We start from the raw sequence: 12,894 nt of genomic DNA, 5'->3' as shown, positions 1-12,894 counted from the left end.
GGCTTATCAATCATGCTTAAACACTGGCCACCCCTGAATGCTCTGCGCGGCTTCGAAGCCGCCGCCCGCCTGGGCAGCTTCCACAAGGCCGCCGAAGAGCTGCACCTCACCCAGTCGGCCATCAGCCAGCAGATTCGCAGCCTGGAAAGCTTCCTCGAACAGCCGCTGTTCTTCCGCAACGGTCGCAGCGTGGCGCTGACCGATGCCGGCTTCGACCTGCTCAGCACCACCCAGTCGCTGCTGCAGCAACTGGCCGTGGGCATCCGCCGCCTGGACCAGTACCGCAAACCCAACCAACTGGTGGTCAACACCACCCCGGCCTTCGCCCGCCACTGGCTGGTACCGCGCCTGGCGAACTTTCATCGGCTTCATCCGCAGGTTGATCTCTGGCTGTTGACCACCGACGAAACACCCGACATGGCCACCCAGACCATCGACATCGCCGTGCGCGACGATCTCAGCGCCCAGGCCGAATGCAGCTTTCGCGTTCTGCTGGAGGACCGCCTGTACCCGGCCTGCCACCCCGTCTTGCTGGAACAGGCAACGGATGCGCGCACCACCCTGCACGGCGAGCGTGAAATGGACTGGAGCCATTGGCAGGTCCAGGGCGGCGCCGATGTCGGCCAGCACAGCCAGGGGCTGAACTTCTCCGACCCCGGCCTGCTGCTGGACGCCGCCAGCCAAGGCCTGGGGATAGCCCTGGTCAGCCAGCTGCTGGCCGGCCGCGCACGAAATCAGGGACTGCTGGTGGCACTGGCGGAGCAGACAGTACGCGGCCCGAACTGGAGCTGGCTGGTGCACCGCGACAGCGAATGCGATGCCCTCACCCGCGGTTTTTGCGACTGGCTGGTTGGGGCGCTTGAGGAGGAATGAACAGGGTCTTGGGAGCACGATATCCGTGAATCATCTGCCCCCTCCAGAAACGACAAAACCCGCACCGGGCGGGCTTTGCAGGTGTCTGACAGACCTTAATGGATGGCTTGATTGGTGCCCGAGACAGGAATCGAACCTGCGACCTTCGCGTTACGAGTGCGCTGCTCTACCGGCTGAGCTACACGGGCGCTGGGCTAAACCTAGCACCGGGACCGGGGTTTTGCCATATCGCCTGCCCTGCGGGGAGCGAGGTACAAACGGCAGATAGCAAAACGCCCCGAGCCAGTCGGGGCGTTTGCTTGTTCAGCCTACAACGTCGGGAGTCTTAAACGCCCGAAGCCTTGGCTGCTGCCACGTCTTTGATGGACAGCTTGATACGGCCGCGGTTGTCCACGTCCAGTACCAGCACTTCCACTTCCTGACCTTCTTTCAGGATGTCGGTCACTTTCTCGACGCGAGCATCGCTCAGCATGGAGATGTGAACCAGACCATCCTTGCCAGGCAGGATGTTGACGAATGCGCCGAAGTCGACGATGCGCTCAACCTTGCCGATGTAGATCTTGCCGATCTCGGCTTCCGCGGTGATGCCCAGAACGCGCTGGCGCGCGGCCTCTGCGGCGTCCTTGGTTTCGCCGAAGATCTTGATCGAGCCGTCGTCTTCGATGTCGATCGAAGCCTTGGTCTCTTCGCAGATTGCACGGATGGTCGCGCCACCTTTACCGATGACATCACGGATTTTATCGGTGTCGATCTTCATCGCGATCATGGTCGGAGCGTTGGCCGACAGTTCGGTACGCGACTGGCCAATGACCTGGTTCATCTGGCCGAGGATGTTCAGGCGAGCTTCCAGGGCCTGGCCCAGGGCGATCTCCATGATTTCTTCGGTGATGCCTTTGATCTTGATGTCCATCTGCAGCGCGGTGACGCCTTTGGCGGTACCGGCTACCTTGAAGTCCATGTCGCCCAGGTGGTCTTCGTCACCCAGGATGTCGGTCAGAACGGCGAATTTCTCGCCTTCCTTGACCAGGCCCATGGCGATACCGGCAACCGGTGCCTTCATCGGCACGCCAGCATCCATCAGCGCCAGGGAAGCACCGCACACGGAAGCCATGGAGCTGGAACCGTTGGACTCGGTGATTTCCGATACCACGCGGATGGTGTAAGGGAACACGTCGGCGGCTGGCAGCATGGCCTGAACCGAACGACGGGCCAGACGGCCGTGACCGATTTCACGACGACCAGCGCCGCCCATGCGACCACACTCGCCCACCGAGAACGGAGGGAAGTTGTAGTGCAGCATGAAGGGGTCTTTTTTCTCGCCTTCCAGGGTGTCCAGCAGCTGTGCGTCACGGGCGGTACCCAGGGTCGCGACTACCAGCGCCTGGGTCTCGCCACGGGTGAACAGCGCCGAACCGTGGGTCTTCGGCAGAACGCCGACTTCGATGTTCAGCGGACGTACGGTGCGGGTGTCGCGACCGTCGATACGTGGCTTGCCGTTGACGATATTTTCGCGAACGGTGCGGTACTCGATTTCACCGAAAGCCGCTTTGACGTCGGCAGCGGAAGGCTGGCCTTCTTCGCCGGACAGCTTGGCGACGACCTGGTCTTTCAGCTCGCCCAGGCGGGCATAACGGTCGGCCTTGACGGTGATGGTGTAGGCCTGGGAGATCGCTTCGCCGAACTCGGAGCGGATAGCGCCCAGCAGGTCAGTGGCTTCTGGAGCTGGAGCCCAGTCCCAGGTTGGCTTGGCGGCTTCGGCAGCCAGCTCTTTGACGGCCTGGATAACGGCCTGGAATTCGTCGTGGGCGAACAGCACGGCGCCCAGCATCTGGTCTTCGGTCAGCTCTTTGGCTTCCGATTCAACCATCAGTACCGCTTCTTCGGTACCGGCTACGACCATGTCCAGGCTAGATGCCTGAAGCTGCTCGTAAGTCGGGTTCAGCAGGTAGCCGGTGCTTTCGTGGAAAGCCACGCGGGCAGCGCCGATCGGACCGTCGAAAGGAATGCCGGAGATCGCCAGGGCAGCCGAGGTACCGATCATCGCAGCGATGTCCGGATCGGTCTTCTTGCTGGTGGAAACCACGGTGCAGACAACCTGCACTTCGTTCATGAAGCCTTCTGGGAACAGAGGGCGGATCGGACGGTCGATCAGACGCGAGGTCAGGGTTTCTTTCTCGGAAGGACGGCCTTCACGCTTGAAGAAACCGCCAGGGATCTTACCGGCAGCGTAAGTCTTTTCCTGGTAGTGAACAGACAGAGGGAAGAAACCCTTGCCTGGATCGGCTTGCTTGGCGCCAACCACGGTCACCAACACGCTGACGTCGTCGTCAACGGTGACCAATACTGCGCCGGAGGCCTGACGGGCGATACGGCCAGTCTCGAGGGTAACGGTCGACTGACCGAACTGGAATTTTTTGATTACCGGGTTCACGGTGTCCTACCTTCTTTGTGGCTCTTGGGGGAACTGGTTTCTTGCGAAATTCTTGGGCAATTCCGGGAATCGGCCCGGCCAGATTGTCCAGGTAAAACTACTGTCCAGATAAAACTTGAGGCTGGGAGCCTGCCATGCGTCTGCGGAAAACCCACTGACACACGGCAAACAACCAACCTCTAGCGCAATCGCTGATTAGCGACGCAGACCCAGGCGACCGATCAGAGCGCTGTAGCGGCTCAGGTCTTTGCCTTTCAGGTAGTCCAGCAGCTTACGACGCTGGTTAACCATGCGGATCAGACCACGACGGGAGTGGTGGTCTTTACCGTTGGCCTTGAAGTGACCTTGCAGTTTGTTGATGTTGGCGGTCAGCAGTGCAACTTGCACTTCTGGCGAACCAGTGTCACCAACAGCTTGCTGGTAGTCGGTTACGATTTGAGCTTTTTCTTCAACGCTGAGTGCCATTTGGCTTTCCTCTTAAAAGGCAACGTTCCAAGGAACGCCACCAACAGGCCAGGGACAAATCCCTGTATCTATAAATGAGCTGTGACCGTGCCTGTTAACAGCCACCCTCTCCAGCCTGCTGTTACACAGGCTGGTTCCGGTCATTCCGACCGAATCAGTCGACGCGGCGCGATACGCCCGTCTTCGCTCACTTCACCGATACCGATAAAGCGACCGTTGTGATCCTGTACCCGCACCCTGCCGAACTTCGGCGCATCGGGAGCCCGTACCGGCTGGCCGTTGAGCCAGTAGAACGCGCTGTGCTCCGAGAACTGCAGCAGTGGCCAATCCAGCAGGCCGCTGTCCGATGGCATCAGGAAGCGATCCACCGCTTCGTTGCCACCTTCGGCATGTGCCGCTTCAAGCTCTTCCAGCGTAACGGTCTGGGCCAGACTGAAAGGACCGGCCTGGGTGCGACGCAGTTCCGCGACGTAAGCACCACAACCGAGCTTCTCACCGATATCTTCCACCAGGGTCCGGATATAAGTGCCTTTACTGCAGTCCACCGCTAGCCGCGCAGTATCGCCTTCAAAGGCCAGTAATTCCAAGCGCGCAATAGTAACAGAACGCGCTTCGCGCTCCACCACTTCGCCTGCACGGGCCAGCTTGTAAAGTGGCTGGCCATCACGCTTGAGGGCCGAGTACATCGGCGGTATCTGGCTGATTTGCCCGCGAAATTCCGGCAGCACCGCTTCAATATCGGCGCGACCAACGGTCACCTCGCGAGTCTGCAGGACTTCACCCTCGGCATCGGCCGTGGTGGTGGTCTTGCCCAACTGCATCAGGGTTTCGTAACCCTTGTCGGAATCGAGTAGGTATTGCGAGAACTTGGTCGCCTCGCCAAAGCACAACGGCAACACACCGGTAGCCAGGGGATCGAGGCTGCCGGTATGCCCGGCCTTTTCGGCGTTGAGCAACCAGCGGACTTTCTGCAACGCCGCGTTGGAGGTGAACCCCAGCGGCTTGTCGAGCAGGATGATACCGCTGACGTTACGACGGATACGCTTGACCTGAGCCACCGCTTACTCCTTGGTGTCTTCGGGTGTAGCGGCGTGCTGGCTGTCTTCGGCCACGGCGCGCTCGATCAGGGCCGACAGATGCGCGCCCCGCACGACGCTTTCGTCGTAGTGGAAATGCAACTGTGGAACGCTGCGCAATTTCATCTCGCGAGCCAGTTGCATGCGCAGGAAGCCGGCGGCCGAATTGAGCACCTTGATGCTCTGGGCGATATCGTCAGCGTTGTCCTGGCCCATCACGGTGATGAAGATCTTGGCGTGACCGACGTCACGGCTGACTTCAACGGCGGTGATGGTGACCAGGCCGACGCGCGGGTCTTTGACTTCACGACGGATCAGCTGAGCGAGCTCACGCTGCATCTGGTCGCCGATACGTTGGGTACGGCTGTATTCTTTTGCCATGTCTTGTTACCTGTTGCTGCCTGGCGGTGAAACCCGCAAGGTCTGAAAGCGGCAAACGCCCGGCCTGACAGAAGCCAGACCGGGCGTTGCGTTTAGAGTCCGGACAATGCGCCGTGCATTTGCATGCAGCTGGCCATCATGGCTCTTGAAGTGCGCGAGTCAGAGGCTGCGAGCAACCTGAACCTTCTCGAAGACTTCGATCTTGTCGCCGACTTTGACGTCGTTGTAGCTCTTCACGCCGATACCGCATTCCATGCCGGCACGCACTTCGGAAGCGTCATCCTTGAAGCGGCGCAGGGATTCCAGCTCGCCTTCGAAGATAACGATGTCTTCACGCAGCACACGGATTGGACGGTTACGGTGAACGACACCCTCGATCACCATGCAACCGGCGATCGCGCCAAACTTCGGCGAACGGAACACGTCGCGAACCTCGGCAACACCCAGGATATTCTCCCGAACGTCGCTGCCCAACATACCGGTCAGGGCTTTCTTGACGTCTTCGATGATGTCGTAGATCACGTTGTAGTAACGCATATCCAGGCCTTCCTGCTCGACGATCTTGCGAGCGCCGGCATCGGCACGCACGTTGAAGCCGAACAGTACAGCGTTGGAAGCCAGGGCCAGGTTGGCGTCGCTTTCGGTGATACCACCGACGCCGCCGCCGACTACGCGCACTTGCACTTCGTCGTTGCCCAGGCCGTTCAGAGCGCCTTGCAGAGCTTCCAGCGAACCACGGACGTCGGATTTGAGGACGATGTTGAGCGTCTTCTTCTCTTCCTGGCCCATGCTTTCGAAGATATTTTCCAGCTTGCCGGCGTGAGCGCGAGCCAGTTTGACTTCACGGAACTTGCCTTGACGGAACAGAGCCACTTCACGGGCTTTCTTCTCGTCGGCAACCACGCTCATCTCGTCACCAGCGTCCGGGGTACCGTCCAGGCCGAGGATCTCGACCGGAATGGCCGGACCTGCTTCCTTGATCGGCTTGCCGTTCTCGTCGAGCATGGCGCGCACGCGGCCATAGTTCGAGCCGACCAGCACCATGTCGCCTTGACGCAGGGTACCGTCCTGAACCAGTACGGTCGCCACCGGGCCACGGCCCTTGTCGAGACGCGATTCAACCACGACACCACGGCCAGGAGCCGAAGGCGTGGCGGTCAGTTCGAGCACTTCGGCCTGCAACAGTACGGCTTCGAGCAATTCGTCAACGCCGGTACCCACCTTCGCGGAAACCGGAACGAATGGCGTATCGCCCCCCCAGTCTTCGGAAGTCACGCCGTGAACCGACAGTTCGCTACGGATGCGATCGAGGTCGGCACCCGGCTTGTCGATCTTGTTCACCGCAACCACCAGAGGCACGCCAGCTGCCTGGGCGTGCTGAACGGCCTCAACGGTCTGCGGCATCACGCCGTCGTCCGCTGCAACCACCAGGATCACGATGTCGGTCGCCTTGGCACCACGAGCACGCATGGCGGTAAACGCGGCGTGACCCGGGGTGTCGAGGAAGGTGACCATGCCGCGTTCGGTTTCAACGTGGTACGCACCGATGTGCTGGGTGATGCCGCCGGCTTCGCCAGCCGCAACCTTGGCACGACGGATGTAGTCGAGCAGCGAGGTCTTACCGTGGTCAACGTGACCCATTACGGTCACTACCGGCGCACGAGGAACTGCTTCACCTTCGAACTTCAGGGACTCGGCCAGGGAATCTTCCAGGGCGGTGTCGCTGATCAGGGTCACTTTGTGGCCCAGCTCTTCGGCGACCAGCTGGGCAGTTTCCTGGTCCAGTACCTGGTTGATGGTGGCCGGGGTGCCCAGCTTGAACATGAACTTGATGATTTCGGCAGCCTTGACCGACATCTGCTGGGCGAGATCGCCAACAGTGATGGTTTCGCCGATCTTCACTTCACGAATGACAGGACCGGTCGGGCTCTGGAAGCCGTGAGCGTTACGCTTCTTCAGCTTGGCCTTGCCACGGCCACCACGACGGAAGCCATCGCTTTCTTCGTCGGTGGTACGTGGGGCTACGCGTGGAGCCGGAGCCTTTTCCTTGACGGAAGCACGATGCGGAGCGTTTTTACGCTCGCCATCGCCACCACGACGGTTGTCGTCGTTACGGCTCTTGTCCGGGCGACGCTGCTCGTCCTTCTTGCGTACTTCGGCGACCGGCGCTGGAGCCACAACAGGTACGTCTTCAACAATCGGCTCGGCAACCACCGCAGGTGCGGCGACCGCTTCAACGGCAGCAGGTTGCACAGCAGCTGGCTGGCGACGCGCTTCTTCTTCGGCGCGACGCTTGGCTTCTTCTTCAGCCTTCTGACGTGCAGCATTTTCTACTGCGCGACGCTCTTCCAGTTCACGCTGGCGCTCGGCTTCGATTTCTTCCGGGCTACGCTGTACGAAGACTTTCTTCTTGCGTACTTCAACGCTGATACTTTTGCTGCCGGCAACACGCAGGGTGCTGGTGGTTTTACGCTGCAACGTGATCTTGCGCGGTTCTTCCACTTTCGCCTTGTGGCTGCTCTTCAAGTGAGTCAGCAAGGATTGCTTCTCACTGTCGGTCACATGTTCCTCGGCGGCGGTGTGCGGCAGACCTGCCTCACGCATCTGCTGCAACAGGCGCTCTACCGGTGTTTTGACCTCATCGGCCAGTTGTTTCACCGTGACTTGCGTCATGCACTTCTCTCCTCAGGCCGCGCCTATTACTCGAACCAATGGGCTCGGGCGGCCATGATCAACTTGCCGGCACGATCATCGTCAATGCCGTCGATGTCGAGCAGGTCGTCAATAGACTGCTCGGCCAGGTCTTCGCGGGTAATTACGCCGCGCACCGCCAGTTCCATCGCCAAATCCTTGTCCATACCCTCAAGCGAGAGCAGGTCTTCGGCCGGATGGGCGTCTGCCAGCTTTTCCTCAGTAGCGATGGCTTTAGTCAACAAGCGATCCTTGGCACGAGCGCGAAGCTCGTTGACGATGTCTTCGTCAAAGCCGTCGATGTTGAGCATTTCTTCCAACGGTACGTAGGCAATCTCTTCCAGACTGGTGAAGCCTTCATCAACCAGCACCTGTGCCAGCTCTTCATCGACTTCCAGCTCTTCGATGAAGTTGCGCAGGATGTCGCCGGTTTCAGCTTGCTGCTTAGCCTGGATGTCCGATTCGGTCATCACGTTCAGGGTCCAGCCAGTCAACTGGCTGGCCAGACGCACGTTCTGACCACCACGACCGATGGCCTGAGCCAGATTGTCTGCGCCAACGGCGATGTCCATGGCATGGGCATCTTCGTCGACAATAATTGCCGCGACTTCAGCCGGCGACATGGCGTTGATCACGAACTGCGCCGGGTTGTCGTCCCACAGGACGATATCCACACGCTCACCGCCCAACTCACCGGAAACGGCCTGGACGCGCGAACCGCGCATGCCAATGCACGCACCCTGAGGGTCAATGCGCTTGTCTTTGGAGCGGACCGCAATCTTGGCGCGCGAACCCGGATCACGGGAGGCAGCCATGACTTCGATCAGGCCTTCGGCGATTTCCGGCACTTCGATACGGAACAGCTCGATCAGCATTTCCGGCGCGGTACGCGACAGGATCAGCTGCGGGCCGCGGTTCTCGGTGCGGATTTCCTTGAGCAGTGCGCGAAGACGCACGCCAACACGGAAAGTCTCGCGGGAAATGATGTCTTCACGGGCCAACAGCGCTTCGGCGTTGTTACCCAAGTCGACGATCACATTGTCGCGGGTCACTTTCTTCACGGTGCCGGAGATGATTTCACCCAGGCGCTCGCGGTAAGCGTCAACGACTTGCGCACGCTCGGCTTCGCGGACTTTCTGCACGATGACCTGTTTGGCAGTCTGCGCAGCAATGCGGCCAAACTCGATCGACTCGATCTTTTCCTCGACGACATCACCGACTTTGGCACCCGGATGGGTTTCCTGGACCTTGCTCGGCCAGGTTTCCACGGCCGGATCGTCCAGATCGGCTTCCTCGACTACCGTCCAGCGACGGAAAGTCTCGTAAGCACCGGTGTGGCGATTGATTTCCACACGCAGATCGACTTCGTCCTCAAAACGCTTTTTGGTAGCAGTGGCCAGAGCCAGCTCCAGCGCTTCAAAAATTACGCTTGCCGGTACACCCTTTTCATTGGATACCGACTCAACAACCAGCAGTACTTCTTTGCTCATCGTACGCCTCGCCTTTCGCAAGCCATTGGATCCGCGGGATCCGCGTCTCAGTCAAAACTGGGAATTATGTGGGCCTTGTCGATCATGTCGATCGGCAACAGGAACTCGTGGTCTTCCACCTGCACCACGACGTCCTGCTCCTCCACCCCGCGGAGAAGGCCCTGAAAATTACGCCGGCCTTCAAAAGGCGAGCGCAGCTTGATCTTCACTTGTTCACCGACATACTTGGCAAACTGTTCAAGGGTGAACAGCGGGCGTTCCATGCCAGGAGAGGAAACTTCAAGGGTGTATTCAACGGAGATTGGATCTTCGACATCCAGAACGCCACTGATCTGACGGCTGACGATGGCACAGTCGTCCACCAGCACACCGCCTTCTTTATCGATATAAACGCGCAACAGTGAGTGGCGACCTTGAGCCGAAAACTCGATACCCCAGCATTCATAGCCAAGGGCCACGACCACCGGGGCCAACAAGGCCTGCAACTGTTCTAGCTTGCTCGACACCTGAACCCCCTCGTGCATGCTTGTGCAAATAAAAAATGGGCGAAGCGCCCATCCCGGAAACGCCGTTGAATAGCGGCGTTATAAAGTGTCCAGCTAACAAAAAGCCCCTGAAAAGGGGCTCCGCTAAAACTGGTTGCGGGGGCCGGATTTGAACCGACGACCTTCGGGTTATGAGCCCGACGAGCTACCAGACTGCTCCACCCCGCGACAAAGCTGGGGCGGAAGTATACGACCGATCCCTTTTTGGGTCAATGTAACCTTCCACCTACAAGAAAGCCCGCAACAGCGGGCTCTCCTGATAATTGGTACCGAGAAGGGGACTCGAACCCCTACACCCTATGGGCACAACCACCTCAAGGTTGCGTGTCTACCAATTCCACCACCTCGGCATAGACTACGTTACTGCGTGAAACTCTTCTTACTTCTGCTCTTGAGCTGGAGGTACGTCAGTCGCATTGGTTGCCGACTTTTGCTCTTGGAGCACCGGGACATCATCAGAAGCCGGTTTTTGCTTTGGCGCTTCAAGCACCGCTGGATCTGGCAAACCTACTTGAGTCAGCTCATGAGCTTTCTCTTTAGCAAAGTAACCTAACCCTAAGCTGGTTATGAAAAAACCTGCGGCAAGTATAGCAGTAAACTTACTAAGAAAGGTAGAGGTACCTTGGCTTCCGAACACAGTATTTGAAGCACCTGCTCCGAAAGACGCACCAGCGTCCGCACCTTTACCCTGCTGCAGCAATACCAGAGCCACTACGCCCAGCGCACCCAGCAGATGAAAAACGACTACGACTGTTTCCAGCATTTTTTCAGTTTCCCGCGGCGCGACAAATCGCACCGAACTCATCTGCATTCAGGGAAGCTCCACCAATGAGCCCCCCATCGATATCCGGCATGCCGAACAGTTCGACCGCATTGGCCGCCTTCACGCTGCCGCCGTATAGAAGCCGCACACCTCGCGCCACTTCAGAATTCTCTGCCGCCAACTGCGCCCGGATGGCTGCGTGCACATCCTGAGCCTGTTGCGGCGAAGCAGTCAGCCCGGTACCAATGGCCCAGACCGGCTCGTAAGCGATAACGGCATTGGCAAACGCGCCAACACCCAACTCTTCGATGATGCTGCCCAACTGACGCCCGACGACCTCTAGAGTCTTCCCGGCCTCGCGCTGCTCGAGGGTTTCCCCTACACACAAGACCGGCGTCAAACCACAAGCCTGTGCGGCTGCGAATTTGCGATTCAGCGTACCGTCACGCTCGCCCATCATCAGGCGACGCTCGGAGTGCCCAACCAGCACCAGGGAACAACCTGCATCCACCAGCTGACTCGGAGCAATTTCTCCTGTCAGCGCACCTTGCATGGACTCCACCGCAGAGTTCTGCGCGCCGACCGAAATCGACTTGCCTTTCAAGCCATCAATCACTTGATTGATATACAAGCAAGGCGGGAATACCGCGACATCAACACCGCTAGGCAAGGCCAGATGACGCAGGCCATTGATCAGCTCAGCGACGCTGGCGCGGGTACCGTGCATTTTCCAGTTACCAGCTACCATAGGGCGACGCATGCTGTACCTCGTCGGTCAAAGTGGGCGCAGATGTTACCCAACCGCATCAACACTGGCAAGCCGAAATCAGGCAGAAACTTCTGCAACCAGTTTTGCCAGTTCGTCAGCATAACCACGAACCTGGGCTTCATCATCCCCTTCGACCATGACACGAACCAAAGGCTCGGTGCCCGACTTGCGCAGCAATACCCGTCCACGCCCAGCCATCGCGGCAGTGACACGCGCGCAAGCCTCTTTCACAGCCGGATGCTCGACAGGATTGGCTCCACCACCAAAACGGACATTGACCAGAATCTGCGGACACTTGCGCAGGGCCTGACGCGACTGAGCCAGCCCTTCATCACGTCGTTTCAGCGCCATCAACACCTGCAGGGCGGCAATGATTGCATCACCAGTGGTGGTGTGCTGGAAGCATACGATATGACCGGAGTTTTCACCGCCCACCAGCCATTGGCGCTCAAGCAGCTCGGCAATGACATAGCGGTCGCCAACATTGGCACGCACGAATGGAATACCCAGGTCAGCCAAAGCCAGCTCGAGCCCAAGATTGCTCATCAGGGTACCAACCACGCCGCCCTGCAGCTTGTTACGCGCGTGCAGGTCCCGGGCAATGATGAACAGCAGTTCGTCGCCGTCGACGACGGCACCTGTATGATCGACCATCAACACCCGGTCGCCATCACCATCAAAGGCGATACCCAGATCGGCATGTTCGGCCAATACCGCAGCCTGCAACTGCCCCATATGGGTAGAACCGCAATTGTCGTTGATGTTCAAGCCGTTAGGCTGCGCAGAGAGCACCACCACCTCGGCGCCCAACTCACGGAAAACACTTGGCGCCACCTTGTAGGTCGCGCCATGGGCACAATCGACAACAATCTTCAGACCCGCGAAGCTGGTGCTGGAAGGAACGCTGCTCTTACAGAATTCGATATAGCGACCCGGCGCATCATTGATACGCGAGACCTTGCCCAGCTTGCTCGACTCCACCACAGCCATCGGCGTGTCCAACAACTCTTCAATCATTAACTCGACTTCATCTGGGAGCTTGGTGCCCTCACCCGAAAAGAACTTGATGCCGTTGTCATCATGAGGATTATGTGACGCACTGATCACGATCCCCGCCTCAGCATGGAAAGTGCGGGTCAGATAGGCGATGGCCGGAGTGGGCATCGGCCCCAATAGCATTACGTCCGCCCCAGCGGCAGACAGGCCCGCCTCAAGCGCGGATTCAAACATATAGCCGGAAATACGCGTGTCCTTACCCACTAGCACGCGACAGGCACCCATGCTGCGGAAGGCCATTCCCGCAGCCCAACCCAGTCTGAGCATGAAATCGGGGGTAATGGGGTACACACCCACACGACCGCGAATGCCGTCGGTGCCAAAGTATTTCTTGCTCATAAGTGCTCCATCATT

11 protein-coding genes and 3 tRNA genes are annotated in these 12,894 nt (G+C 59.0%); 1 reads left to right on the top strand and 13 read right to left on the bottom strand.

Annotated features, from left to right (window positions below; genetic code table 11):
- Positions 1-12: 12 nt before the first annotated feature.
- Entirely contained in the window at positions 13-873 is an 861-nt protein-coding gene (locus IF690_RS05130) for a LysR family transcriptional regulator (RefSeq protein WP_202699090.1), read from the top strand.
- Between the two features lie 112 nt (positions 874-985).
- Here IF690_RS05130 and IF690_RS05125 read toward each other — a convergent pair.
- From IF690_RS05125 to glmM, 13 genes are all read right to left on the bottom strand, one after another.
- Positions 986-1,061, bottom strand: a tRNA-Thr gene (locus tag IF690_RS05125).
- Between the two features lie 137 nt (positions 1,062-1,198).
- Positions 1,199-3,304 carry a polyribonucleotide nucleotidyltransferase gene (gene pnp / locus IF690_RS05120; RefSeq protein WP_202699089.1) on the bottom strand — a complete coding sequence of 702 codons (2,106 nt, stop codon included), beginning with the start codon at positions 3,302-3,304 and terminating at the stop codon, positions 1,199-1,201.
- 195 nt (positions 3,305-3,499) lie between these two features.
- The gene (rpsO, locus tag IF690_RS05115; RefSeq protein WP_009042128.1) at positions 3,500-3,769 is read right to left on the bottom strand and encodes a 30S ribosomal protein S15; all 270 of its coding nucleotides are present in this window, start codon (positions 3,767-3,769) and stop codon (positions 3,500-3,502) included.
- Between the two features lie 140 nt (positions 3,770-3,909).
- Complete coding sequence (gene truB, locus IF690_RS05110) at positions 3,910-4,827, bottom strand: tRNA pseudouridine(55) synthase TruB (protein WP_202699088.1); 918 nt, start codon at positions 4,825-4,827, stop codon at positions 3,910-3,912.
- Between the two features lie 3 nt (positions 4,828-4,830).
- A complete protein-coding gene (rbfA, locus tag IF690_RS05105) occupies positions 4,831-5,226 on the bottom strand; it encodes a 30S ribosome-binding factor RbfA (RefSeq protein ID WP_202699087.1) in 396 nt (131 codons plus the stop codon).
- 159 nt (positions 5,227-5,385) lie between these two features.
- Positions 5,386-7,899 (bottom strand): translation initiation factor IF-2, encoded by a 2,514-nt coding sequence (gene infB, locus IF690_RS05100; protein ID WP_202699086.1) that lies wholly within the window; start codon positions 7,897-7,899, stop codon positions 5,386-5,388.
- 26 nt (positions 7,900-7,925) lie between these two features.
- Positions 7,926-9,407 (bottom strand): transcription termination factor NusA, encoded by a 1,482-nt coding sequence (nusA, locus tag IF690_RS05095; protein WP_009046934.1) that lies wholly within the window; start codon positions 9,405-9,407, stop codon positions 7,926-7,928.
- A gap of 47 nt (positions 9,408-9,454) precedes the next feature.
- A complete protein-coding gene (rimP, locus tag IF690_RS05090; RefSeq protein ID WP_007920877.1) occupies positions 9,455-9,913 on the bottom strand; it encodes a ribosome maturation factor RimP in 459 nt (152 codons plus the stop codon).
- Positions 9,914-10,043: 130 nt separating this feature from the next.
- Positions 10,044-10,120 (bottom strand) — tRNA-Met (locus IF690_RS05085).
- Positions 10,121-10,216: 96 nt separating this feature from the next.
- Positions 10,217-10,302: transfer RNA gene (locus tag IF690_RS05080), tRNA-Leu, on the bottom strand.
- Positions 10,303-10,331: 29 nt separating this feature from the next.
- Positions 10,332-10,715, bottom strand: a complete 384-nt coding sequence (gene secG / locus IF690_RS05075) for a preprotein translocase subunit SecG (protein ID WP_202701303.1) — start codon at positions 10,713-10,715, stop codon at positions 10,332-10,334.
- Positions 10,716-10,719: 4 nt separating this feature from the next.
- Positions 10,720-11,475, bottom strand: coding sequence for a triose-phosphate isomerase (gene tpiA / locus IF690_RS05070; RefSeq protein ID WP_202699085.1), 756 nt, complete (start codon positions 11,473-11,475; stop codon positions 10,720-10,722).
- Positions 11,476-11,541: 66 nt separating this feature from the next.
- Entirely contained in the window at positions 11,542-12,879 is a 1,338-nt protein-coding gene (gene glmM, locus IF690_RS05065) for a phosphoglucosamine mutase (protein ID WP_202699084.1), read from the bottom strand.
- Positions 12,880-12,894: the final 15 nt, after the last annotated feature.

This window comes from Pseudomonas sp. SK3(2021) (genome assembly GCF_016772375.1).
Lineage (GTDB): Bacteria > Pseudomonadota > Gammaproteobacteria > Pseudomonadales > Pseudomonadaceae > Aquipseudomonas > Aquipseudomonas chlororaphis_I.
This window is presented reverse-complemented; position numbering and strand designations above follow the sequence as displayed.

Bases quoted from the DNA above. Each gene is read 5' to 3' on its own strand.
- IF690_RS05130 (WP_202699090.1), top strand. From the start codon at position 13: ATGCTTAAACACTGGCCACCCCTGAATGCTCTGCGCGGCTTCGAAGCC.
- rpsO (WP_009042128.1), bottom strand. From the start codon at position 3,769: ATGGCACTCAGCGTTGAAGAAAAAGCTCAAATCGTAACCGACTACCAG.
- rbfA (WP_202699087.1), bottom strand. From the start codon at position 5,226: ATGGCAAAAGAATACAGCCGTACCCAACGTATCGGCGACCAGATGCAG.
- infB (WP_202699086.1), bottom strand. From the start codon at position 7,899: ATGACGCAAGTCACGGTGAAACAACTGGCCGATGAGGTCAAAACACCG.
- nusA (WP_009046934.1), bottom strand. From the start codon at position 9,407: ATGAGCAAAGAAGTACTGCTGGTTGTTGAGTCGGTATCCAATGAAAAG.
- secG (WP_202701303.1), bottom strand. From the start codon at position 10,715: ATGCTGGAAACAGTCGTAGTCGTTTTTCATCTGCTGGGTGCGCTGGGC.
- tpiA (WP_202699085.1), bottom strand. From the start codon at position 11,475: ATGCGTCGCCCTATGGTAGCTGGTAACTGGAAAATGCACGGTACCCGC.
- glmM (WP_202699084.1), bottom strand. From the start codon at position 12,879: ATGAGCAAGAAATACTTTGGCACCGACGGCATTCGCGGTCGTGTGGGT.